At 65.1% G+C, this 22,563-nt stretch carries 28 protein-coding genes; 18 read left to right on the plus strand and 10 right to left on the minus strand.

Features of this window, described 5'->3' with window-relative positions:
• Window positions 1-151 precede the first annotated feature (151 nt).
• On the minus strand, window positions 152-1,054 hold the full coding sequence (locus FHR22_RS19655; protein ID WP_166945435.1) for a site-specific integrase: 903 nt from the start codon (window positions 1,052-1,054) through the stop codon (window positions 152-154).
• Between the two features lie 42 nt (window positions 1,055-1,096).
• Here FHR22_RS19655 and FHR22_RS19660 point away from each other — a divergent pair, with 42 nt between their 5' ends.
• Window positions 1,097-1,270, plus strand: a complete 174-nt coding sequence (locus FHR22_RS19660) for a hypothetical protein (protein ID WP_166945437.1) — start codon at window positions 1,097-1,099, stop codon at window positions 1,268-1,270.
• A gap of 138 nt (window positions 1,271-1,408) precedes the next feature.
• Here FHR22_RS19660 and rpsI read toward each other — a convergent pair whose 3' ends face one another.
• The 4 genes from rpsI to FHR22_RS19680 all read right to left on the minus strand — a co-directional run bounded on the left by rpsI (window position 1,409) and on the right by FHR22_RS19680 (window position 4,404).
• On the minus strand, window positions 1,409-1,909 hold the full coding sequence (rpsI, locus tag FHR22_RS19665) for a 30S ribosomal protein S9 (protein WP_166945439.1): 501 nt from the start codon (window positions 1,907-1,909) through the stop codon (window positions 1,409-1,411).
• Window positions 1,909-2,388 carry a 50S ribosomal protein L13 gene (gene rplM, locus FHR22_RS19670; RefSeq protein WP_166945441.1) on the minus strand — a complete coding sequence of 160 codons (480 nt, stop codon included), beginning with the start codon at window positions 2,386-2,388 and terminating at the stop codon, window positions 1,909-1,911. The genes rpsI and rplM overlap by 1 nt, the downstream gene beginning before the upstream one ends.
• A gap of 169 nt (window positions 2,389-2,557) precedes the next feature.
• Window positions 2,558-3,355: a hypothetical protein gene (locus FHR22_RS19675; RefSeq protein ID WP_166945442.1), complete on the minus strand. Its 798-nt coding sequence runs from the start codon at window positions 3,353-3,355 to the stop codon at window positions 2,558-2,560.
• Window positions 3,352-4,404 carry a COX15/CtaA family protein gene (locus FHR22_RS19680; protein WP_166945444.1) on the minus strand — a complete coding sequence of 351 codons (1,053 nt, stop codon included), beginning with the start codon at window positions 4,402-4,404 and terminating at the stop codon, window positions 3,352-3,354. The genes FHR22_RS19675 and FHR22_RS19680 overlap by 4 nt, the downstream gene beginning before the upstream one ends.
• 423 nt (window positions 4,405-4,827) lie before the next feature.
• On the opposite strand from FHR22_RS19680, the gene FHR22_RS19685 reads away from it, so the two are divergent.
• From FHR22_RS19685 to galU, 7 genes are all read left to right on the plus strand, one after another.
• Window positions 4,828-5,814, plus strand: coding sequence for a M48 family metallopeptidase (locus FHR22_RS19685; protein ID WP_166945446.1), 987 nt, complete (start codon window positions 4,828-4,830; stop codon window positions 5,812-5,814).
• Between the two features lie 68 nt (window positions 5,815-5,882).
• Window positions 5,883-6,419, plus strand: coding sequence for a peptide-methionine (S)-S-oxide reductase MsrA (gene msrA, locus FHR22_RS19690; RefSeq protein WP_166945448.1), 537 nt, complete (start codon window positions 5,883-5,885; stop codon window positions 6,417-6,419).
• A gap of 129 nt (window positions 6,420-6,548) precedes the next feature.
• Window positions 6,549-7,094, plus strand: a complete 546-nt coding sequence (yfiR, locus tag FHR22_RS19695) for a regulatory sequestration protein YfiR (protein ID WP_166945450.1) — start codon at window positions 6,549-6,551, stop codon at window positions 7,092-7,094.
• The gene (dgcN, locus tag FHR22_RS19700) at window positions 7,091-8,344 is read left to right on the plus strand and encodes a diguanylate cyclase DgcN/YfiN (protein WP_166945452.1); all 1,254 of its coding nucleotides are present in this window, start codon (window positions 7,091-7,093) and stop codon (window positions 8,342-8,344) included. Before yfiR ends, dgcN begins: the two co-directional genes overlap by 4 nt.
• A gap of 13 nt (window positions 8,345-8,357) precedes the next feature.
• Window positions 8,358-8,858, plus strand: coding sequence for an outer membrane lipoprotein YfiB (gene yfiB / locus FHR22_RS19705; RefSeq protein WP_166945454.1), 501 nt, complete (start codon window positions 8,358-8,360; stop codon window positions 8,856-8,858).
• Between the two features lie 44 nt (window positions 8,859-8,902).
• Window positions 8,903-9,160: a hypothetical protein gene (locus tag FHR22_RS22710; protein ID WP_341787002.1), complete on the plus strand. Its 258-nt coding sequence runs from the start codon at window positions 8,903-8,905 to the stop codon at window positions 9,158-9,160.
• A 10-nt stretch (window positions 9,161-9,170) separates the two neighbouring features.
• Window positions 9,171-10,037 carry a UTP--glucose-1-phosphate uridylyltransferase GalU gene (galU, locus tag FHR22_RS19710; protein WP_166945770.1) on the plus strand — a complete coding sequence of 289 codons (867 nt, stop codon included), beginning with the start codon at window positions 9,171-9,173 and terminating at the stop codon, window positions 10,035-10,037.
• Between the two features lie 38 nt (window positions 10,038-10,075).
• On the opposite strand, the gene aqpZ is transcribed toward galU, so the two are convergent.
• Both aqpZ and FHR22_RS19720 read right to left on the minus strand, forming a co-directional pair.
• Window positions 10,076-10,801: an aquaporin Z gene (gene aqpZ / locus FHR22_RS19715; protein ID WP_166945455.1), complete on the minus strand. Its 726-nt coding sequence runs from the start codon at window positions 10,799-10,801 to the stop codon at window positions 10,076-10,078.
• 157 nt (window positions 10,802-10,958) lie between these two features.
• On the minus strand, window positions 10,959-12,245 hold the full coding sequence (locus FHR22_RS19720) for a methyl-accepting chemotaxis protein (protein ID WP_166945772.1): 1,287 nt from the start codon (window positions 12,243-12,245) through the stop codon (window positions 10,959-10,961).
• A gap of 179 nt (window positions 12,246-12,424) precedes the next feature.
• Between FHR22_RS19720 and FHR22_RS19725 the strand changes: the two genes are divergently transcribed.
• Window positions 12,425-12,730, plus strand: coding sequence for a hypothetical protein (locus tag FHR22_RS19725; protein WP_166945456.1), 306 nt, complete (start codon window positions 12,425-12,427; stop codon window positions 12,728-12,730).
• Window positions 12,731-12,774: 44 nt separating this feature from the next.
• Here FHR22_RS19725 and FHR22_RS19730 read toward each other — a convergent pair whose 3' ends face one another.
• Window positions 12,775-13,443: a S24 family peptidase gene (locus FHR22_RS19730; protein ID WP_166945457.1), complete on the minus strand. Its 669-nt coding sequence runs from the start codon at window positions 13,441-13,443 to the stop codon at window positions 12,775-12,777.
• A 127-nt stretch (window positions 13,444-13,570) separates the two neighbouring features.
• Here FHR22_RS19730 and FHR22_RS19735 point away from each other — a divergent pair, with 127 nt between their 5' ends.
• Together FHR22_RS19735 and FHR22_RS19740 are read left to right on the plus strand one after the other, a co-directional pair.
• A complete protein-coding gene (locus FHR22_RS19735; RefSeq protein WP_166945356.1) occupies window positions 13,571-13,834 on the plus strand; it encodes a hypothetical protein in 264 nt (87 codons plus the stop codon).
• Complete coding sequence (locus FHR22_RS19740) at window positions 13,831-14,157, plus strand: hypothetical protein (protein ID WP_166945459.1); 327 nt, start codon at window positions 13,831-13,833, stop codon at window positions 14,155-14,157. Before FHR22_RS19735 ends, FHR22_RS19740 begins: the two co-directional genes overlap by 4 nt.
• A 19-nt stretch (window positions 14,158-14,176) precedes the next feature.
• Here the strand turns inward: FHR22_RS19740 and FHR22_RS19745 are convergent, their stop codons facing one another.
• On the minus strand, window positions 14,177-15,058 hold the full coding sequence (locus FHR22_RS19745) for a hypothetical protein (protein ID WP_166945461.1): 882 nt from the start codon (window positions 15,056-15,058) through the stop codon (window positions 14,177-14,179).
• Window positions 15,059-15,104: 46 nt separating this feature from the next.
• The gene (locus FHR22_RS19750) at window positions 15,105-16,328 is read right to left on the minus strand and encodes a TIGR04063 family PEP-CTERM/XrtA system glycosyltransferase (RefSeq protein ID WP_166945463.1); all 1,224 of its coding nucleotides are present in this window, start codon (window positions 16,326-16,328) and stop codon (window positions 15,105-15,107) included.
• Between the two features lie 107 nt (window positions 16,329-16,435).
• Here FHR22_RS19750 and FHR22_RS19755 point away from each other — a divergent pair, with 107 nt between their 5' ends.
• From FHR22_RS19755 to FHR22_RS19785, 7 genes are all read left to right on the plus strand, one after another.
• Complete coding sequence (locus FHR22_RS19755; protein WP_166945465.1) at window positions 16,436-16,597, plus strand: hypothetical protein; 162 nt, start codon at window positions 16,436-16,438, stop codon at window positions 16,595-16,597.
• On the plus strand, window positions 16,590-17,972 hold the full coding sequence (locus tag FHR22_RS19760; RefSeq protein ID WP_166945467.1) for a putative O-glycosylation ligase, exosortase A system-associated: 1,383 nt from the start codon (window positions 16,590-16,592) through the stop codon (window positions 17,970-17,972). The genes FHR22_RS19755 and FHR22_RS19760 overlap by 8 nt, the downstream gene beginning before the upstream one ends.
• 37 nt (window positions 17,973-18,009) lie before the next feature.
• Window positions 18,010-19,020 carry a DNA topoisomerase IB gene (locus FHR22_RS19765; protein WP_166945469.1) on the plus strand — a complete coding sequence of 337 codons (1,011 nt, stop codon included), beginning with the start codon at window positions 18,010-18,012 and terminating at the stop codon, window positions 19,018-19,020.
• Window positions 19,021-19,042: 22 nt separating this feature from the next.
• Window positions 19,043-20,239: a mechanosensitive ion channel domain-containing protein gene (locus tag FHR22_RS19770; protein WP_166945471.1), complete on the plus strand. Its 1,197-nt coding sequence runs from the start codon at window positions 19,043-19,045 to the stop codon at window positions 20,237-20,239.
• A gap of 95 nt (window positions 20,240-20,334) precedes the next feature.
• Window positions 20,335-20,793 carry a MaoC family dehydratase gene (locus FHR22_RS19775; protein WP_166945473.1) on the plus strand — a complete coding sequence of 153 codons (459 nt, stop codon included), beginning with the start codon at window positions 20,335-20,337 and terminating at the stop codon, window positions 20,791-20,793.
• A gap of 54 nt (window positions 20,794-20,847) precedes the next feature.
• Complete coding sequence (locus FHR22_RS19780) at window positions 20,848-22,029, plus strand: acetyl-CoA C-acyltransferase (RefSeq protein WP_166945476.1); 1,182 nt, start codon at window positions 20,848-20,850, stop codon at window positions 22,027-22,029.
• A 61-nt stretch (window positions 22,030-22,090) separates the two neighbouring features.
• Window positions 22,091-22,381, plus strand: coding sequence for a putative quinol monooxygenase (locus tag FHR22_RS19785; RefSeq protein WP_166945478.1), 291 nt, complete (start codon window positions 22,091-22,093; stop codon window positions 22,379-22,381).
• The last annotated feature ends 182 nt before the right edge of the window (window positions 22,382-22,563 follow it).

The following is a 22,563-nucleotide window of genomic DNA, read 5'->3' on the forward strand; positions in this document are numbered from 1 at the left end:
TAGCATCTTTGGCAGCTTGGGCGGCAAGTACCTGCTGGACGAGCGCATCCCAATCCAGTCCCTCGCCTTGCGCTTCCCGACGCAGGAATGTCATTGCCCGCACAAGCTCGGCGGCGGAACGTCCATCCAGCTTCGTGATCGCATCGGCGCGCTATTGCGGAATGACGTGACTGTAATGCTTGCGGATTTGCTCATAGGAGGTGCCCATATTCAGGGCTAAATCCTCGTAGCTGACACCGGCCTTCAGCCGTTCCGTCGCGTAGGTATGGCGGAAGCTGTATATCGTGCGGTTATGGCCGTCCGGCCAGACCAAATCCTCATCGGCCCCGCGCTCCGGCAGATAGTGGAATATATCGGGCTGACTTATCGCCGTGCGCGTGCCGGTCTTGGTGTCGGCGGCGACAGTTATTTCCGCCTTCCCGTCCTTCAACGGTTTCACGCCTTTCCATGTCAGCGTTTCCATCTCGCGGCGACGCAGACCCGTCAGGTAATAGCTCCAGATCAAACGGCGCAGCAAAGCGCGCTGGGTGTTGTGCAGGCGATGGCGTCCGCCATGCTGCCAACTCTCCATGTAGCTGCCTAGCTCATACCATTCATCTGAGGTGAAGCCGTATCGGCGTTGTCGATCCGGGTCGCTGTTGAGGACATGCGCCTTCATCACGCCCAACGGCCGGACGAGCTTTTCGCGTTCAGCCCAATACAGGGATTGTTTGAGCAGCCCAAATTCAATCTGCAAGGTCTTCCTCGATGGCCGCACCGCGCAATTTTTGGGGCGATCATCCCTCTCAATCCAATAGTCCCGCCGCCATTCGACATAGCCTTCCGCGACCTGCGCGGTGATCTGGTCGAGATTGCGATTGTCGATATAAGATTTGAGATAAAGGCGTCCCGTGCCTTCATGCAGACGATAGCGATCAGGCGATAGCCGCCGCTTCGCATAGGGAATCCATTTGTTGTCCCAGAAATCCGAAAACTTCAGTGCTTTCAACGGGAGGTCTTGGTCAACGCGAACGAGCAGCTTGCGATAAATCTCCTTCGCCTTGTGCTCTGCCACTGCTCGGTCGTCCGTTTCCAACGATCGCATTGCGCGCTGGCGATGGCCGAACTGGAAATTCGCATACTAGAGGCTGCTTTTCACGTCATCGCGCTGGAACACGGTGACTTTGCCGCCCTCTATCTTGAAAGCATTGATTCTCTTCACTTTTCTCGTTCCAAACCTGTTGCACATGGGGCGCGATCTGTTGCACGACCTGTTGCACGCAGGGATTGAAGTCGAGTTAAAGAATGGCAGAAAACCGCGCTTTCGAACGGCCTGCTGCAAATCTGTTGTACATGAAAAAAGCGGGGACAAGCCCCGCTTTTTCCTTGATATAGTTGGGCTTTTTCAAGCCCAGCAGTAAGGCTCGCCTTAGCGCTTCGAGAACTGGAAGCTGCGGCGGGCCTTGGCCTTGCCGTATTTCTTACGCTCGACCGCGCGGCTGTCGCGGGTCAGGAAGCCGGCCGTCTTGACGACGCCGCGAAGCGTCGGTTCGAAGCGGGTCAGCGCCTGCGAAATACCGTGAAGCACGGCGCCCGCCTGGCCCGACAGACCGCCGCCCTTGACGGTTGCGATCACGTCATACTGGCCAACGCGCTCGGTCAGACCGAAGGGCTGGTTGATAACGAGGCGCAGCGTCGGACGCGCGAAATAGACTTCCTGGTCGCGGCCGTTGACGGTGATCTTCCCCGTGCCGGGCTTGACCCACACGCGGGCGACTGCGTCCTTGCGGCGGCCGGTCGCATAAGCGCGGCCCTGCTTGTCGACAATCTTCTCGCGCAGCGGCGCGCTCGAGATCTGGGGAGCGACGGCGGCGCCTTCGACGGCGCCGGCGAGGTCCTTGAGATCGGTCATGGTCTGTTCGTCAGCCATTATGCACCCACCTTGTTCTTGCGGTTCATCGACGCGACGTCGATCACTTCGGGGCTCTGCCCTTCATGCGGATGTTCGGATCCGGCGAAGACGCGCAGGTTGCGCATCTGCTGGCGGCCGAGCGGGCCGCGCGGGATCATGCGTTCGATGGCCTTTTCAAGTACGCGCTCGGGGAAACGGCCTTCCAGGATCTTCTGGGGGCTGGTTTCCTTGATGCCGCCGGCATAACCGGTGTGCTTGTAATAGCGCTTGTCAGCCAGCTTCTTGCCGGTGAACGCCACCTTCTCGGCGTTGATGACGATGACATTGTCACCGCAATCGACGTGCGGGGTGAACGACGGCTTGTGCTTGCCGCGCAGGATATTGGCGATAATCGATGCAACGCGGCCCACAACAAGGCCCTCGGCGTCGATCAGCACCCATTTCTTTTCGACCGTGGCGGCGTTGGCCGAAGCGGTCGTCTTGGTCAGCGCCTTCATGGCACGCTCCTTGACAGAGATGGACTAGGATGAGCGGCACGCGCCGCCCGAAACAAACCGCGCCGCCTGATCCCGACGGGACGCAGCGGCGCTTCGGAGCGGGCCAATGGCCGCTGGGAGCCGCAAAGTCAAGCATATCGCGGCTTTGCTGACGGGTATTATGATACCTTCAATCTTTTGCGGCGGGTTCCAGCGCGCGGACCCGCTCCTCGACGAGCGTGCGCGCATCACTGCCTGGCTCGATGATCCAGCTCTGCCGCTGTTCGCGCACAACCAGCCCCGTCGCGGTGTCGATGGTCCAGAGATTGTCGATTTCGAGCGGGTTGCCGCCCTGCCCCGCGGCAAGCTGAACATGCTCGACCAGCGCAACACTCTGCATCGCCCCATCCTGCCGGATCGACACGCTCGCCCCCCCCGACGCCGGGATGGCGGCATTGGCGGGCGCCACCAGCGCGCGGATATCAGCCGTCGCCATCTCGCTCCGCTGTCCGACCGGCAGGGCAGCGATCAGCGCCGCCATCTGCTTTGCCTCCGCCTGCCCGGCCGCGGCACCCAGCGCCTCGGTCCGTGCCATCGCACGGTCCCACAAGGCCTCGGCATCGACCAGATCGATGCGGCTGCCGTCGGGCGCGACAAGATAGGTCATCGGCTCGCCGACGAGCGGCTGCAGCACCGCGGTCAGCGCGCGCGTCACCTCGGGCCGGGCATCCGAATCGATTCGCTGCAACGTCGCGACAAGCTGATACCCGCGGCCCACGCGCTGCCATTGCAGCGCATAGACGAGCGAAAAGCTGATCAAACTGCCGTCGCGGCCCAGCCGGCGCGTCGTGACGCGATAGGCCATCGGCTGGCCGAGCGGCGGCGCGAATTGTGATGCGGCGACGCGCGCCGGCGGCGATACGGGCGGCGGTCCAGCGGGAATCTGCGCGGCGAGCAGCAGCGCGCCGAGGCCTGCCGCCGCGATCATGTCGCCGGGCGGCCGAGCCGGTGAAGCGCAGCCGCGGCGATCGCGACCAGCACCGCGCCGGTGACCTGGTGCAGCACCGCGATCCACATCGACACGCCGGTCACGACGGTCAGAATACCCAGCGTCATCTGCGCCGCGACCACCGCCACAAGCAACGCCGCCTCGGTCCGCGCGCCGCCTTTCGACAACTGGCGGGCCAGCAGGAGCAAGGCCAGCGCCGCGGCCCACGACCACCAGCGGTGGATGAAGTGGATCAGGAAGGGATCGTTGGTGAACGCCATCCACGCGCCATCGGACCAGTCGATGCCTTCGGGAACGAAATGCCCGTTCATCGAAGGCCATGTGCTCGCAACATAGCCGGCGTTGAGCCCGGCGACCCAGGCGCCGAGCAGAAGCTGGAAGAACAGGATGCCGATGATGCCGAGCGCAGCGCCGGTCAGCCGCGCCGGACGTGCCGCCGGATTTCTGGCCAGCGCGCCAAGGTCGCGCGCCGTCCACACCAGCCCGGCAAGCAGGAACAAGGCCGTCAGCAAATGCGTCGCGAGCCGGAAATGGCTGACGTCGGTGCGATATTCGAGCCCCGAGGCGACCATCCACCAGCCGATCGCGCCCTGCAGCCCGACCAGCGCCGCGAGCGCGACGAGCCGCCAGCCATAACCGGCCGGGACGGCGCGGCGCCACGCGTACCAGATCAGCGGCACGACGAGCGCCATGCCGACGAGCCGCCCGAGGATACGGTGCAGCCATTCCCAGAAGAAGATCGCCTTGAACCCGTCGAGCGTCATGCCGAGGTTGATCGCCTTATATTCGGGGATCCGCTTATATTTCTCGAACTCGGCCAGCCATCCCGCCTCGGTCAGCGGCGGCAGCACCCCCGACACGGGTTTCCATTCGGTGATCGACAGCCCCGATTCGGTGAGCCGCGTGATCCCGCCGACCGCAACCACCGCAATCACCAGCAACGCGACTGCCCAGAGCCAGCGCGCCAGCGCCGCCGGACGCGGCGCGGAAAGGCGAACGGAGGGCGAGAGAGTCGAGGCGTCGGTCATCGACCCGCCCTATCGGCGCTCGCCGGGAGATAGGCAAGGGGCTGGAAATGGCGGTCCTATCGATTGCAACCCTGGAATTGGACGACTGGTTTTGGAGTGCAGCGGGCGTTCGGCCCCGCATTGGAATACCCGTCCTTCGCACGGGGTACGCACCAGAGCGTCAACTTCCACCCCTCCTCGTCACCCCGGGCCCTTCGACAGGCTCAGGACAGGCTTGATCCGGGGTCCCGCTTGACGTCGAAAACTGGTGGCAAGGTCAAGAAGCGGGATCCCGGATCAAGTCCGGGATGACGATGAAGGAGAGGTCCGCTTCCGCCCGTTACCCGCCATCTCCCGACAACTTTGCAATCGACCACAATCTCCTCGATCGAGGCCCGGGGAAATTCATGGCCGCGACAGCCGCCCCTTGGTAAGCCCGCGCCGATGCCCCGCTTCACACGATCGCTCCTTGCCGTCCTGACCGCGCTGTGCGCCGCACCCGCTGCGGCGTCCGCGCCGGCCGGTGCTTCGCCTTACGCTGTGCTTGCGGAACTCGAGACGCGCGTCGCGACGATCGGCTTTCGCCTGACCACGGCCAATGCACCGCATTGTCCCCAGACCCAGCCGCAGATCGGTGTGATCTGGGGCGATCCGCGTCTCTATGACACCGCCAGCCGCGCTGCGGCGCGCGCCGCCTATGGCGCAAGCGACAGCGACGCCCCCTACATCGCCGCGATCGCCACCGGTTCACCCGCCGCGGCGGCGGGTTTGCACGTCGGCATGGCGATCCATGCGGTCGCCGGGCTGGTCCCGGCCAGCGAAGGCGGCGACGCCTTTGCCCGCATCGCCGCGCTTGAAACGCGCCTCGGCGCGCCGAGCCCGGATCCCGCCGTGGAGATCGAGGCCGCCGACGGCCGCCGCATCGCGGTCCATCCCGTCGCCGGCTGCGCCAGCGCCTTTCGTGTCGAAGCGCGCGACCGTCCCGAGGGCGCGGCCGACGGCCGGCTGGTATTGATCAGCGCCGGGCTCGCAGGCTTTGCGGACGACGACGAGCTTGCCGCCGCGGTCGCCCACGAACTGGCGCACAACATCCTGCGCCACCGCGCCCGGCTCGATGCCGCAGGGGTCGACCGCGGCCTCGGCAAGCAGTTCGGACGCAGCGCGCGCCTGTTCCGCCAGACCGAGATCGAGGCCGACCGCCTGTCGGTCTGGTTGATGCAGGCGGCGGGATATGACCCCGCGGCCGCCGTGCGCTTCTGGCAGCGCTTCGGCAAACGCGGCGGTCCGATACTGTTTCAGGCGGGCACCCATCCGCGCTGGCAGGACCGCGTCCAGATACTCGAAACCGAGATCGCGGCGATCCGCACCGCGCAGGCATCGGGCAAACCGTTCGTCCCGCCGCTGATCGCCGCGCCGCCACCCTTGGAATAAGGCCGCGCCACCCTATTTTGACGGCATCCGCTTTCTTCCCGACAATTTTCACGACAAGGATCGACGCCATGACCCGTGAGACCGCCATTTTCGCCGGAGGCTGCTTCTGGTGCACCGAAGCCGTGTTCCAGTCGCTGACCGGTGTCGAGCGCGTCGAAAGCGGCTATATCGGCGGCACTGCCCCCGATCCGACCTACAAGCAGGTGTGCGGCGGCGATACCGGTCATGCCGAGGCGATCCGCATCACTTTTGACCCCGCCGCGATTACTTATGACGATCTGCTCGATGTCTTTTTCGCGACGCACGATCCGACCCAACTCAACCGCCAGGGCAATGACATCGGCACCCAGTATAGGAGCGCGATCTTCCCCCTCGACGCCGCGCAGGGCGACGCGGCGCGCGCCGGCATCGTCCGCGCCGGGGCCGACTGGCCGGCGCCGATCGTGACGACGATCGAAGCGGCAAGCGATTGGTATCCGGCCGAAGACTATCATCAGGCCTATTGGGAAGGCGAAGGCCAGCGCAACCCCTATTGCCTGGCCGTCATCCCCCCCAAGCTCGCCAAGCTGCGCAAGGGCTTCAGCGACCGTTTGCGCGCCGGCTGAACGCTTGGCGGGGTGTTTAAACAAGGTTGCATGCCGCTACTTTTCCTTGACTTTCATACTCTTTTAACTAGCGGACACCGCCTTGGTCGGGCAGGATAGGCCCGAAGCGCAGTTGGGGGTCACTGCAAGGTGCTGGCATCACTGTTTCTGATCGGCTCGTTATTTGCGACGCCACAGATGTCGGTTCAGGCCGCCAGCCAGACGATCGTCGAAAACAACGCCGGCGGGACGGCGCGTGCGGTCAACCGCATGCTTGGCGGAATCATCGGCTACGCGCGCTGGCCCGACGGGCAACGCGGCGCCGTACGCAATATGTGCCTTGTCGGCACGCCGCGCCTGACCGATCGTATCGCGCCCGTCGTCCCCGGCGGACCCGCCGTCACGGTACGCCGCATGACCATCGACGGCGTGACCGACGGTGCCGATTGCGACATATTGTTCCTGGGACGGATGCCCGTCACCGACCGCCAGAAACTGATCGTCTGGGTCCGCGGCCGCGCGGCATTGACGATCACCGATGACGATCCCGCCTGCATTTACGGCGCGATGTTCTGCCTCGCCAACCGGCAGTCGGGCCTCAGCTTTTCGGTCAATCTCGACGCGATCGCCCGCGGAACGCTGCGCATCGATCCGCGCGTGCTCAAGATCGGCCGCGACGGGGAGGGCGCGCCATGACCGGCCCCACGCCCGAACGGATCGGCGAACGGATCGGCGAACGGACCGGCAAACGCATCGGCGCGCGGACGACGCTGCAGAAATTGCTGTCGCGTTTCCATTTCGGCATCACGCTGTTCGCCGTCGCGCTCTCCGGCATCACCATCCTGCTCGCCGGCGTGACCGCGCTGCGCGGCTATGCCGACCGCAATATCGAACTGGCGGCGCAGCTTGGCGCCTATGGCGTCGAACCGGCGCTGATTTTCAACGACCCGCAGGCGGCGCGCGAGGGGATCGAACCTTTGACGCGCATTCCGGGCATCGCGCGGCTGCGCGTGGTCGACGACCGCGGCCGGCCGCTGATCGAATGGACGTCGCCGGCCGACGACCCGGCGCCGCTGCTGACGCAAATTTTCTTCCCGAGCCCCTATGCCGTCGCCGTCCGCCGCAACGGCTCCGCCATCGGCAAGGTCGAAGTCTGGGGCGACAGTTCGACGCTGACCGACTATGTCCGGATCGGCCTGCTCGCTGGCCTGATCTGCCTGCTCATCACCGCGCTCGGCACCATCGCGCTCGCGCGCCGGTTCGAATATGAACTGGTCAAGCCGCTCAATGAAATCGCGACCGTGGCGCACGACGTCCGCCTCCATCGCCGGTTCGACAAGCGCGTCCAGCCGCTCGGGATCGCCGAGCTCGACCGGCTCGGCGGCGACATCAATGCGCTGCTCGACGAACTTGCGGGCTGGCAGGGCCATATGGAAAGCGAACATGCGATGCTGGCGCACCGCGCCTCGCACGATCCGCTGACCGCCATGCCGAACCGCGCGGCGTTCGACGAACAGCTGGCACAGCGGATCGAGGCCGCGGATCGCCGCGGCGTGCGCTTCGCCCTGCTCTTCATCGATGCGGACAATTTCAAGGCGGCGAACGACAATCACGGTCACGCCGCCGGCGATGCCGTCCTCGTCGCGCTGTCGGCCTGCATCAAGGACACGCTGCGCAAGGGTGATTTCGCGGCGCGGATCGGCGGCGACGAATTCATCGTGATCATCGACCCGCTCGATGCCGAAACCGTGCCCAATGACCTCGCGATGCGCATCCGCGCCTGCGTTGCCCAGCCCGTCACGCTCCCCGGCGGCGCGACCTATCGCGCGTCGGTCAGCGTCGGCGTTGCGGTCTATCCCGACAATGGCAGCGACGCGACCGCACTGCTCACCGCCGCCGACGCCGCCATGTATGCCGACAAGCTGACCAATCGTTCAGTCCGATGACCGGAGTATTGCCGTGACCCACCCCCTCCCCCGTTCGCTTCGCCTCATTTTCCTGTCCGCCTTCGCGGCCTTGCTGGCCGCCTGCCAGACCGTGCCGCCGCAGACGGGCTTCAGCGCCGCGCAAGTTTCCGCGCTTCAATCGCAGGGCTTTGTCGAAACCGGGCTGGGCTGGGAACTGAGCATGCCCGAACGCCTGCTCTTTCCGTCCAATGAAAGCGGCCTGCCGGGCGAGCAGCAGCAACGGATCGGCGACATCGCGGCCAAGCTCGTCGCGGTCGGCATCGTCACCGCACGGGTCGAAGGCCATACCGATTCGACCGGGACCGCCGCCTATAATCTGACGCTGTCGCAAGCGCGGGCGCAGGCGGTCGCGGCGCCGATGCAGGCGAGCGGCATGCAGTTCACCGCCGACCAGATCGTCGGGCGCGGCGAAACCCTGCCCTTATCGAGTAACAAGACCGCCGAAGGCCGCCAGGACAACCGGCGCGTCGTCGTGATCGTCACGCCGCAATAGCCGCGCCTTTCCTTGTCGGGCGTTCGCGGCTAGAGCGTGATGCCATGACATTGACCCACCGTGATTGCCCCCGGAAGTTCGCCGGCAAAAAGCGTCTCGCAGGCCGGGCCGGTGGCCCGGTCCAGAGACGCGCCGCCGCCCGGCGGGCTTCCGGGGGCAATCCCTGCGGGGCGGGCCGCTTTTGGCCGATTGCTTCGTTGCTCGTCGGGCACGATGTCCCGCATCGCGCCGCTCCTCACGCCTCGCACTCGGCCAAAAGCGGCTCCGTCACGGTGGGTCAATGTCATGGCATCACGCTCTAATTCGCTGTCGATGCAAAAGCCGATCCGCAAAGCCGTCTTCCCCGTCGCCGGTCTCGGCACGCGCTTCCTGCCCGCGACGAAGGCGATCCCGAAGGAAATGCTGCCGGTCGTCGACCGGCCGCTGATCCAATATGCGGTGGACGAGGCGCGCGAGGCGGGGATCGAGCAGATGATCTTCGTCACCGGGCGCGGCAAGAGCGCGATCGAGGATCATTTCGACATCGCGTTCGAGCTCGAAAAGACGATGCTCGACCGCGGCAGGGACATATCGGTGCTCGAAGCGACGCGGCTCGGGCCGGGCAATTGCGCCTATGTCCGGCAGCAGGAACCGATGGGCCTCGGTCACGCCATCTGGTGTGCGCGCGATATCGTCGGCGACGAACCTTTCGCCATCTTCCTTCCCGACGAATTCATGCATGGCTCGCCCGGCTGCATGAAGCAGATGGTCGACGCCTATGCCCATGTCGGCGGCAACCTGATCTCGGTGCTCGAGGTGCCGCGCGAGCAGGTATCGAGCTACGGCGTGATCGCGCCGGGCAAGGCCGACGGCGCGCTGACCGAAGTCACGGGGCTCGTCGAAAAACCCGCGGTCGAGGACGCGCCGTCGAACCTCATCATCTCGGGCCGCTATATCCTGCAGCCCGAAGTGATGCGCGTCCTCGAAGGACAGGGAAAAGGCGCCGGCGGCGAAATCCAGCTTACCGACGCGATGGCGACGATGATCGGCAAGCAGCCCTTTCATGCCGTCACGTTCGACGGGACGCGGTACGACTGCGGGTCGAAGGCGGGCTATATCCAGGCCAATCTTGCGGTCGCGCTCGCACGTCCCGACATGGCCGACGACGTCCGCGCCTTTGCCGTCGACTTGCTCAAATAAACGAACGCCGACCGGGCATCGCCCGGCCGGCGCCGTGATTATTCGCCTTCGATATTCGGTTTGGGAAAGCGGTCCGCACCCACGGTGCGATAGAGCCACCCGCCGACCAGCCCGCCAACCAGCGGCGCGACCCAGAACAGCCAGAGCTGATGGAGCGCCAGCCCGCCGACGACCAGCGCCGGACCGGTGCTGCGCGCCGGATTGACCGAGGTGTTGGTCACCGGGATCGAGATGAGGTGGATCAGCGTCAGCGCGAGGCCGATCGCGATCGGCGCGAAGCCCGCGGGCGCGCGGCCGTCGGTCGACCCCATGATGATCCACAGGAAGACGGCGGTGAGCACGATCTCGATGATCAATCCCGAGCGGAGGTCGAAATGCCCCGGCGAGCCGTCGCCGAAACCATTGGCCGCCAGGCCGTTGGTCGCAAGGTCATAGGCCGGATTGCCGCTGGCGATATAGAAAAGCAGGAACGCCGCGACGATCGCGCCGAGCACCTGCGCCACGACATAGAGCGGGATGTCCCGCGCGTCGAAACGCCCGCCCGCCCAAAGCCCGACGGTCACCGCGGGATTGAGGTGGCACCCTGAAATATGGCCGATCGCATAGGCCATGGTCACGACCGTCAGGCCGAAAGCAAGCGAGACGCCGAGCAAGCCGATGCCGACGTCGGGAAAGGCGGCCGCCAGGACGGCGCTGCCGCAACCGCCGAAGACAAGCCAGAACGTACCGATAAACTCGGCCAGACCTTTTTGCATATTCGTCATATGACCCTCCTCCCCGCCGATGGCCACGACGCCCCCGGCGCAGGGTCAGTCTAGCAGCACGTGCCGAGGCGGCAAGCCCTTGTAACAACTTGGGTTACGGCATGGGCAACAGCATTGGCAAGGCAGGGCTTGGACGCCCTGTCACCGAATCGAGGGGTCAGGCGGCCGCGACCGTCTCGATGAATTGGCCGGCGCGCCGGTGCAGCGACTCCACCGCCCGGGTCAGGTCGGCGGATAATTGACCGAGCGACACGGCGCGGTCTTCCACCGCCGCCGCGCCACGGCTGATATCCTGCGCCCGGCCATCGATTTCGCGCCCAGCCGACACCGCCTGTTCGACATAGCTGGCAATGGTCAGCGTCGTCGCGCTCTGGCCATCGACGGCACGGTCAATCGCGTCCGAGAATCCGTTATTGGCGCCGATCGCCTTCTCGACCTCGGCGAAACCATCATTCACCTCGCCGATCACGGTGCGGATGCGATCGACATATTGGGCGATGTCGCCCGCCGCCGACCGTGTCTGCCCCGCGAGCGTCTTCACTTCGGTGGCGACCACCGCAAAACCGCGGCCGGCATCGCCGGCCCGTGCCGCTTCGATCCCGGCATTCAGCGCCAGCATGTTGGTCCGGCTCGCCATATCGACGATCAGCGCCAGCATATGCTCGATCGACAGGCTCGCGGCCCGCAGCGCGGCGGCCCGGTCGCCGGCCTGCGCAATCGTCACCCGCACTTCCTGGCGCGCCGCGCGCGCCTGGCGCCCATCGTCCACAATCTGTGCCATTGCGGCGGCGAGCGCATGGCCGCGATCGCCGAGCGATTGCAGCCCCGCCAATGTCTGCGCTGTCGCACTCGCGACCGAAAGGGCGTCGCGGCCGGTCTGTTGCGCCCGGTCGAACAGTTGCAGCGCGACCGCCTCAGCTTCGCGCGCCATCGCCGACAGCGTCGCCGCCAGTCCCGCAATATCCCGTTGAAACCGGCGCCCGGCATCATCGACCCGCCCCGCGCGCGCCGTCCGCTCCTGCGCCAGTTCGATTTCGCGAAGCATCGCCAACTGGGCGATCTGACCGCTGTCCAACGTCTCGACGAAACCGTCATGATCGACGAGGACAAGGCCCTCATGCTCCGGCGACGCGGATATGATGCGGAGCAGGTCGGCGGTCGTCTCGGTGACACTCGCGGTCAGGCAGGGTTCGATCATCGTCGCGATCGAACCGCCGATCGACGGATTCTGCATCAGCGAGAACCAATAGGGACAGAAAAGCAACTCGCGTACCCGCTGTTCGCGCACGATGCCGACCGGCCACCTCGCCTTGTCGAGTATGGCAAGAATGCGGAGCTGCGAATTGGCCCGAAAAATATCGATCACCTCGGACAGATGCGCATCGGCATCGACCGCAACCCGATGGCCGGAAGAGCTGGCAGAAACGGAATTGGTGGGGGTCATCATGTCACTTGGGTTGCCGCGGTTCGTCCGCCGCATGCCTAGCCTTTGCCAGTAAACAGAGCTTTAACCATTTGTTTCAATGATATGACAGAGGGTGGTCACGACGGGCCGCTCGTCGCAATATGCTGTTCACATTATGGATGCTATGCGATGAGCGACCGATACCGAGGAGGACGAGAATGCGCACCCTGATCATCGCTGCGTTGACGGTGCCGCTGCTGACTGGCTGCGTCAGCGCCGTCAAAACCGTCGTCACCGCACCGGTCAAGGCGGTCGGCAAGGTCGCCGACTGGTCGACGACGAGCCAGGAAGAGTCCGACCGCAATCGTGGCCGCGAGCTGCGCAAGCGCGAAGCCCGCGTCGGCAAGCTGTCGCGCGAGCGCGACAAGGCGACCGAAAAATGCCGTAAAGGCGACGCGGCGCAATGCCAGCGCGCCGAGGTTCTCGACCATGAGATCGAGGCGGAGATGGCCGCGCCTTATTGACCAGGGGTTGCGGCATCGCCCGTGTCGGTATCAGCCGGCCAACATCAACGCACGCGCCGCCCCGTCCACACGACGCGCCCGACCAGTTGCACCGCCGCCATCGGCAAATCGTCCCAGCTGCGGTAGTGCGGATTATCGCTGATCACCGAGATTCGTCCTTGGCCCGGCGCCCGCGCGATCCGCTTCACCATCAAGACATCGTCCATACGCAGCACATAGATGCCGTCGCGCAGGCGCCCCGCCGCGTCGCCGCCGTCGACAAGTATATCGTCGCCGTCGTCGAGCGTTGGCGCCATCGAATCGCCTTCGACGCGAATGATGGTCAGCGCGCGCGGATCGGCGCCCAGCCCGCGCAGCCATTTGGAGTCGAACGCCACCTCGCTCTCGACCGGCTCGCCGTCGATGCTCGCCCCCGCCCCCGCCGACGCCCCGATCGCGAGCTTCGGCACCAGTACCATAGCCGACCCGCGGGCGCGTGCGGGGATCGCGGCGCGCTGAAGCGCACCGCCGAGCATCGCTTCGGAAACCCCCAGATAAACGGCGATGCGCGCGCGATCCTGTTCGGCCAGCCGGCGCGGCGAGCCGCGCTTGATATATTGCTGGATATAAGCGGGATTACGCCCGATGCGCGCCGATAATTGCGCATAATCGATGCCCCTTTCCTGCAAGAGACGGTCAAGCGCCGCGCGCGGATCCTCGATGAAATCGGGCAATGGTCGGTCCTTCCTATTTCGCCTTTAGCAATAGGATTTTTCCTAGACAAGTAGGAAAATTCTGCTCAGATAGGAAATATCCTATTTGACGAGTCGTCCGGATGAGCGGGCGGGACAGGGAGGAATTATGAAGCGCAGCTTGTTGCAACGGATCGAGGTTTTCCTGAACGAATCGGCGATGCCACCAAGCGTCTTCGGACGAGCCGCAGTGCATGATCCGCGGCTCGTCAGCGACCTGCGCGGCGGCCGCGAAACCGGTATCGACATTCAATGTCGAGTGGAACATTTCATGAACAAATGGCGGTCCGACCGCCAGGCAGGCCGTGTCGTCCCGCGCGGTGACGGGCGCACGCGTGCGATGCGCGCCCTCAAAGCGGGAGCGAAGCCATGATCCGCTGGTCGCCCGCTGCCCCCGCCCGCCCCGGCTGTCCGCATCGCCGGCTCTTTCGCCTGCTTGCACGTGAAATGCCGCATGGCATGACCCTCGGTGTATCGACCCTCCGGCCTTGGGCGAGCGCGAATTTCGTCGGCGCCCGCCACCTGTTTCCGTGCAGCCCTGCGGCGGGCGGCATCCCGATCTCCCGTCAGACCCTGCTCGATCGCCTTTCTGCCGTCGAATGGCGGCTGGCGGGGCATATCGTCGCCGATATTGCGGTTGAACCCGCGAATGGAGCCGAAGAGCTGCGGATCGAAATTTTGACCGTCGAGGATTGATCAGCTTAGGGCCACAGCCCTAGCCGACGGCGCGGCTGGTCATCCGTTGCAAGGTGCTGAGCGCGGCTTCGAGCGCAAAGTCGACCTCAGGCTCGACGTCCTCTTCCATCGCGGCGGCACCGGGCGCAGCGGCGGCGAAGGCCGTGGCGGGCTCGGCGCGCGCGTCGCGGCGGCGCGCCAGTCCCGCTTCCAGGCGGGCGACCATCGCACCGAGGCTCTTGTCGGCCGGGTCGGGCATGACCGGCGCCGCGAGTTCGGCGGGCTGCAACCAGGGCTCGTCGCCGGTCGATTCGGAAACGGCGGGTTCGGGCGCCAGTTCGGCGAGCACGAGCTCGTCCTCATCGTCGACAGCCCCCTCCACCGGCGCCGTGTCACCCCACGCCGGTTCGGCAAAGGAGAGGTCGGATCCGGCATCCTCGTCGGCGGCGCGCGCCGCATCATAGGCGGTCAGCGGCCCCAACCCTTCGGCGGGCAGGTCGCGGCCGGCGCGGATCGGCGGGCGCGGCGGATCGTCGGGATGCAGGTCGACGCGGCGGCGCGGCAGCACCTCTTCTTCATCGGCTTCGGACTTGCGACGCATCCGGCGGCGCAGCGACGCGACGCCGCTCGCCTCGGGCTGCGCAATCATCAGCGCGATGATCCCGGCCACGAGCGCGGCAATCGACGCCATAGCCAGCGCCAGCGCCAGGCGCCCGCCATTGCCGATCGGCTGCAGGAACAGGTCCGACAGGCGGTCGAGATAGAGGTTCCAGCTGATGCCCGCGATCCAGTCGAGCGGCATGACCGCGGCGAACAAAAAGGTCAGCGCGGCGGCCCCGATGACCGCGGGCGCCGCCGGGCGCAGCACGCGCAGCAGCGCGGTCCATGCAGCCCTTCCCTTATTTTCGCTCACGTCGTCCATATCGCTTCCAAATCCGCCGCCGCGAAGCGCGGTGCTTTCCGTTCCGCTATGCCGCGCGCGGCGCTCCGCCACGCTGCAGCAATCGCTGGTAAACAGGCTCGTAACGTAAAATGTTTGATGACCAGTTACGATGGGTTTCGACAAAAATACGCGCGGTGCGCCGCCGTTCGTCCCACAGGCTCCGATTTTCGAGCAACTGGGCCAGATTTTCGGCGATCGCTGCCGGATCATCAGGGGCAAACAGGCTGCCCGTCACGCCATCTTCGATGAGTTCGCGGTGGCCGCCGACGTCCGACGCCGCGACCAGCTTGCCTTGCGCCATCGCTTCCAGCGGTTTCAGCGGGGTCACCAGATCGGTGAGTCGCATCTTCTTGCGCGGATAGGCGAGGATATCGATCAGCGAATAATAAAGCTCGACCTCTTCATGCGGCACGCGGCCGGCGAAGTGGATATGCCGCGCTGCCGGCGATGCCGCCGCCTGCGCCTTGAGCGTCGCTTCCATCGGCCCGCCGCCGACGAGCAGCAGCCGTGCGTTCGGTTGCACCGCGACCAGCGCCGGCATCGCTGCAATCAGGTCGTCGATCCCCTCATAATCATAGAAGCTGCCGATGAAGCCGATCACCGCATCGTCGGCGGCAAGCCCCAGCGTTCCGGCGAGCGCATCGTCACGCGGCGACGGGTCGCCGAACAGCTCAAGATCGACGCCGTTCGGCGACACGATAATCTTCGCCGGATCAATTCCGCGTGCGATCAGGTCTCCGCGCAATCCGTCGCAGATCACCGCGACCGCGTCGGCGGACTTCACCGCGTGCGTCTCGAGCTGCCTGGTCAGCCGGTAACGCAGGCTGCCTTCGCGCCCCGTACCGTTGCCGACCGATGCATCCTCCCAGAAGGCGCGGATTTCATAGATGACGGGAATGCCCAGCCGCTTGCCGACGCGCAGCGCCGCCAGCCCATCCAGCACCGGCGAATGCGCGTGGAGCAGGTCGGGCTTCCATTCCCCGACCAGCGCCTCGACCCGCTTTGCCAGCGCCCCGATCTCGCGCCATTCGCGGATCGGCGAGCGCGCGGGAGCGCTGGGCGGGGTGCGATAGAAGGTCAGGCCATCGACCGTCTCGCCATCCGGCCCGGGTTCCGGGTGGCGAATCCCGGTCACCCCGGCAACCTCCCATCCTTTCGCCACCTGCGCCTTCATCAGCGCGCGGGTACGGAAGGTATAGCCGCTATGCGCCGGCAGGCTGTGGTCGAGGATATGTAAAATTCTGGTCATGCCGTGCGTGCATTGACAGACAAGCCTTAACGCCGCGTCAACCCCAATCGCGTAGTGCCGCGAAGAACTGGCCCTTTCGGCCACCCCAGGCTAGGCACACACGCAGAATGGTCGACAATTTTTCCATTGCCTTGACCCATGTGCTGATGGCGATTGCGCTGTGGCGCCTGCTGCACCGCGACGACCTCGACCGCGAGGTTAGCCCGCGCATCTTGTGGCAGCAGCGCAAGGATGCAGAGGCCAAAGAGGAAACGCCGGGCGATGCGTGACATTGCCTTCGTCGCCTTCCTCTTCGCCTTCATCGGGATCGGTTTCCGCAAGCCGTTTCTGTTCGTGCTGTGCTTTTGCTATATCGACATCGTCGCGCCGCAGCGTCTCAGCTATTTCCTGATCAATTCGATCCCGATCTCGATGATCGTCTTTGGGCTCGCCATCCTCGGCTGGCTCGCGGTCGACGACAAGCGCGATACCCGATGGTCGGGGCGACAGTTCCTGCTGTTTGCGCTGCTCGTCTATTGCTGGATCACGACGGTCCAGGCCGATTTCCCAGTCGAGGCCGCCGACAAATGGGGCTGGGTGTGGAAGGCGCTCGTCTGGGCGATCTTCCTGCCGCTGACCCTGCGGACCAAGCTGAGGATCGAGGCGCTGATCGTCGTCATGCTGCTATCTGCCGCATCGATCGCGATCGCGGGCGGGATCAAGACCGCGGCGGGCGGCGGCGGCTATGGATCGCTGCAATTGCTGCTCAACGAAAATTTCGGGCTTTATGAAGGGTCGATCATGTCGACCGTCGGCATTGCGATCATCCCGCTCATCCTGTGGTACCGGCGCCACGGCACCATCTTCCCTCCCGACTGGCGCGTCTCGCTCTTTTGCTTCGCGCTCGTCTTCGCCTGCGCGCTGCTGCCGATCGGGACGCAGGCGCGCACCGGGCTGGTGTGCCTCGTCGTACTCGCCATCCTGTCGCTGCGCTCGGTCAAGCACCGCTTCCTCTATATCGCCGGTGCCGGCCTGCTCGCCGCCGCATCGATTCCGTTCCTGCCGCAAAGCTACACCCAGCGCATGGAAACGATCCGCGACCACAAATCCGACCAGTCGGCCTCGACACGCGTCGCAGTGTGGATGTGGACATGGGAATATGCGAAGGAAAACCCGTTCGGCGGCGGCTTCAATGCCTATATCCAGAACCGCGTCCGCGTCGAAAAGGCGGCGACCGCCTATGATCCCAATGCACCGCAAAATGCCGAAGCCTCGGTCTATGAGGAACATTCGCGCGCCTATCATTCGAGCTATTTCGAAATGCTCGGCGAACAGGGGTATCCCGGCCTCGCGATGTGGCTGTTGCTCCACCTGACGGGGCTCATCCAGATGGAAAGGCTCCGCCATCGCTACCTCAAGACGCGGCGCGGCGAAGAGCAATGGATCGCGCCGCTCGCGACCGCGCTGCAAAACGGCCATGTCACCTACCTGATCGGATCTTTGTTCGTCGGCATCGCCTTCCAGCCCTTCATCTACATGATGCTGGCGCTGCAAATGGGGCTTTCGACCTATTGCCGCCGCCGCGAGCGCGAGGCCGGCTGGCGTCCGCTGACCGCGCGCCCGGCGCAGGTGCCGGCGCGCCACCCGACACCGAACCCCGGCTGACGCGGAACCATCACGGCGGCCGGGGCGCTTTAGCCCCATGTCCGCGACCCGCCTTGTCCACGTCGACGACGGCCTGCCCGGTATCGGCCGCGAGCGATCGGGCGTCGGCTGGCGCTATCGCGATGCCAAGGGCCGGATCATCCGCGAGCGTGACGAAATCGACCGTCTGAATGCGATCGCGCTGCCCCCTGCCTATGAAGACGCATGGTTTTGCCCCGCCCCGAACGGCCATATTCTCGCGACCGGTTACGACGCGCGCGGGCGCAAGCAATATCGCTATCACCCCGAATTCCGGATGGCGCGCGAGGCCGACAAATATGATCGCTGCGCCGCGTTCGGCCATGCGCTCCCGCTGCTTCGCGCGCGCCTTGCCGATGATCTTGCTCGCCGCACGCTCTGCGCCGAACGCGTCGTCGCAGCAGTCGTGCGCCTGCTCGACCTCGCGGCGCTGCGGATCGGCAACGAACAATATGTCGCGGCGAACAAAAGCTTCGGCGCGACGACGCTCCGCCAGCGCCATGCGAAGCTGTCGGGCAAGACGCTCCAGCTGAACTATGTCGCGAAAGGCGGCGCCCGGCGCGAGGTGACGATCAGCGACCGCAGCCTGACGACCCTCGTCCGCCGGTTGCAGGATCTGCCCGGCCAGAAGCTTTTCCAATATGAAGTCGACGACAGCGTCTGCGCCGTCGCTTCGGACGATGTGAACGCCTATATCCGCGAAGCGATGGGCGAGGAGTTCAGCGCCAAGCATTTCCGGACCTGGACCGCAAGCGTCGAGGCGTTCGCTTTTCTCTACGATGCGCCCGAACCGCCAACACTGAAAGCGATGCTCGCACATGTCGCCGACCGCCTCGGCAACACGCCCGCAATCGCGCGCAAGGCCTATGTCCATCCCGCAATGCTCGCCGCGGCGCAAGCGCGCGAGGACTTCGCCGCCGCCGTCGGCAACCTGCCGCGCGCAACGCGCTATCTTTCGCGTTACGAACGCGGATTTTTGACCTATCTGGAGCAGGCACCCGCGGCCGCGGTGCTGCTTCAATCCGCCTGATCCGACATACAAAGGACCCGACGTGACCTTCTCCATCCTCGCCGCCGCGACCACCGCCACCCCCAAAGCGGTTCCCACAACAGCCGCCGCGGCCAACCCGCTCGACGACCTCCAGCGCTATTGGGACATGAGCATCGCATGGGTGAACAATCACTGGCTGCAGATTGGCATCGCGATCGGCGCGGGCCTGCTCATCTATCTTGTCCTGTCGATGGTCCGTGGCTTCGCGCTCAAGCATGCGCAGTCCGCCGAAGGCGAGATGACGCTGACCCACATCGCCGGGCGCGTGATCCACAAGACCAAATCGACCGTGCTCGCGATCATCGCGATCCGCATGGTCGCAGGCTATGCCCAGCCGCCCGTGGTGATCATGCAGGTCATCCAGTTCGTCTTCACGGTAGCGGTGGTGCTGCAGGTCGCGATCTGGGTGCGCGAGATCGTGCTCGGCCTGATCCAGCGCCGTGCGGCCGAAGGGAATAACGAAACGCTCAGCAACGCGATGGGGATCATCCGCCTGCTGATCAGCGTCGCGCTGTTCGCGGTCGCGACGATCGTCATCCTCGACAATATGGGGTTCAATGTCACCGGCCTGATCGCCGGCCTCGGCATCGGCGGCATCGCGATCGGCCTCGCCGCGCAGGGCATCTTCTCCGACCTCTTCGCGTCGTTATCAATCATCTTCGACCGGCCGTTCCGCGTCGGCGAAACGATCAAATATGATACCAGCACCGCAACGGTCGAGCGCATCGGACTGAAGAGCACCCGCCTTCGGTCGGTCAACGGCGAACTGCTGGTCATCTCGAACACCAATCTCCTCGCGAAGGAGATCACCAACTTCGCGCATCTCCACCGCCGGCGCGTGACCTTCCATATCGGCGTCATCTACCAGACCAGCCCGCAAATGCTCCGCGACCTTCCCGCGCTGCTCGAGGAACAGGTGACGGCGGCGGGGCAGGAATTCATCCGTTCGAGCTTCCTGACCTTCGGCCCGTCGAGCCTCGATTTCGAATTGCTCTTCGACGTATTCAGCGATGAATATGATGTCGTGATCGCGGCGCGCACCGATGTCGCGATCCGCCTGTTCGAAGCGCTCGCCAAAGCGGGTTACGAGTTCGCCTATCCGACCCAGACCACCTTTACCGCGGCGCCCGACGGGACGATGATCATGCCCTATCCCGAGTCTCCCAAGCCCAGGGCCGCGGCGGCGAAGCCCGGCTGACGCTACGGCGGCGCGGGCGCGGGGCTTGGCTCTTGTGCAACGCGGCAAGACAGGCCTAGAAAGCGCCCCGAACCAGCAATTTCAGGGGATGACATATGGCCACCATCACGCCGCAGGAACTGCAAACCAAGGTCGGCGAACATCTCGGCACCTCCGATTGGGTGCTTGTCGATCAGGACATGATCAACAAGTTCGCCGACGCGACGGGCGACCACCAATTCATTCACGTTGACGAGGAAAAGGCCAAGCTGACGCCGTTCGGCGGCACGATCGCGCACGGCTTCCTGACCCTGTCGCTGTTGCCGCTGCTCGGCGCGAGCACCGACGGCCCCAAGGTCGGCGGCATCAAGATGGGCGTCAACTACGGCTGCAATAAGGTCCGCTTCCTGTCGCCTGTCCGCTCGGGCAAGCGCGTGCGCAGCCATGTGAAGCTGCTCGAACTCGACGAAAAGCGCCCCGGCCAGTGGCAGCAGACCAACGAAGTCACCGTCGAGATCGAGGGCGAGGAAAAGCCTGCCCTGATCGCCGAATGGATCAGCCAGTTTTTCGTTTGAGTAGCGCCCTCCCCGGCAAAGATTCTGCCAAACTCTTCGAAGAGGAATTTCATCATGCGTGACGCCGTCATCGTTTCCACCGCCCGCACCCCGCTGACCAAAGCGGCGCGCGGCTCGTTCAACAACACCCTCGCCCCGACGCTTGGCGCCCATGCCGTCCGCGCCGCCGTCGAGCGCGCCGGCCTCGAAGGCGGCGAGATCGACGACGTGCTGTTCGGTGCCGCGATGCAGCAGGGCTCGCAGACGATGAACATCGGCCGCCTCGTCGCGCTGCGCGCCGGCCTGCCCGTCACCGTCCCCGGCATGTCGATCGACCGCCAATGCTCGTCGGGCCTGATGACGATCGCGACTGCGGCGAAGCAGATCATCGTCGACCGTCAGGACATCGCGGTCGCCGGCGGGATCGAGAGCATCTCGAAGGTCAGCGGCAGCGGCAAGGTATTCATCGAAACCGACGCCGAGCTGATCGCGATGCACAAGGACACCTATATGCCGATGATCGGCACCGCCGAGGTCGTCGCGAAGCGTTACAACATCAGCCGCGAGGTTCAGGACGAATATTCGCTCCAGTCGCAGCAGCGCACCGCCGCCGCGCAGGCCGCGGGCAAATATGACGACGAGATCGTCGCCTGCAAGGCGACGATGGCGGTAATGGACAAGGAAACGAAGGAAGTCAGCTTCAGGGACGTCGTCGCCGACAAGGACGAATGCAACCGTCCCGACACGACGCTCGAAGGGCTGTCGAGCCTGAAGCCGGTGATGGGCGAAGGCTTTTCGATCACCGCGGGCAACGCCAGCCAGCTCGCCGACGGCTCGTCGGCCTGCGTCGTGATGGAAGCCAAGGTCGCTGAAAAGCGCGGCCTCCAGCCGCTGGGCCGTTATGTCGGCATGGCGGTCGCAGGCACCGAGCCCGACGAAATGGGCATCGGCCCCGTCTTCGCAATCCCCAAGCTGCTCGAACGCTTCGAGCTCAAGATGGACGACATCGGCCTCTGGGAACTCAACGAAGCCTTCGCGGTGCAGGTCCTCTATTGCCGCGACAAGCTTGGCATCCCGAACGAACTGCTCAACGTCAACGGCGGCTCGATCTCGATCGGCCACCCGTTCGGCATGACCGGCGCGCGCTGCGTCGGCCACGCGCTGATCGAAGGCAAGCGCCGCGGCGTCAAATATGCCGTCGTCACCATGTGCATCGGCGGCGGCCAAGGCGCGGCGGGCCTGTTCGAGGTGTTCTGATGGAACAAGGCCGGGCCAGCCGTTGCGGCAGGCCCGGCCGTCTGAAAAGAGAGGATTTTTCATGAGCGCCATCGGCATCATCGCAACGCTCCGCGTCCAGCCCGGCAAGGAAACCGAATTCGAAACCATCTTCGCCGAACTCGCCGCGGCGGTGAACGCGAACGAAGCGGGCAACAGCTACTACCGCCTGTTCAAGTCGGAAGCGGCGGGCGCCTACAAGGTTCTCGAATGCTATGACGATCAGGCGGCGCTCGACGCGCACCGCGCCTCGGACCATTTCCGCTCCATCGGCGCCCAGCTCGGCCCCTGTCTCGCCGGAGCGCCCGAGATTGAAACGCTCGGCGCCGTCTGAACGGCTGGTTTCGGCCGGTTGCTGACGTTCTTCTCCCCTCCCTTTTAGGGAGGGGCCGGGGGTGGGTAGCCGCCGAAGGCGGCGCTCTGCCTCTGGCTCGCTACGCTCGCGGGGCCCCCCCCAACCCACCCACAAAAGGAGGGGGCGGGGTGAAAAAAACCCCCCAACACCCCAACCCCACG

The sequence above is a fragment of the Sphingopyxis panaciterrae genome, from assembly GCF_011762125.1.
Taxonomy (GTDB): domain Bacteria; phylum Pseudomonadota; class Alphaproteobacteria; order Sphingomonadales; family Sphingomonadaceae; genus Sphingopyxis; species Sphingopyxis panaciterrae.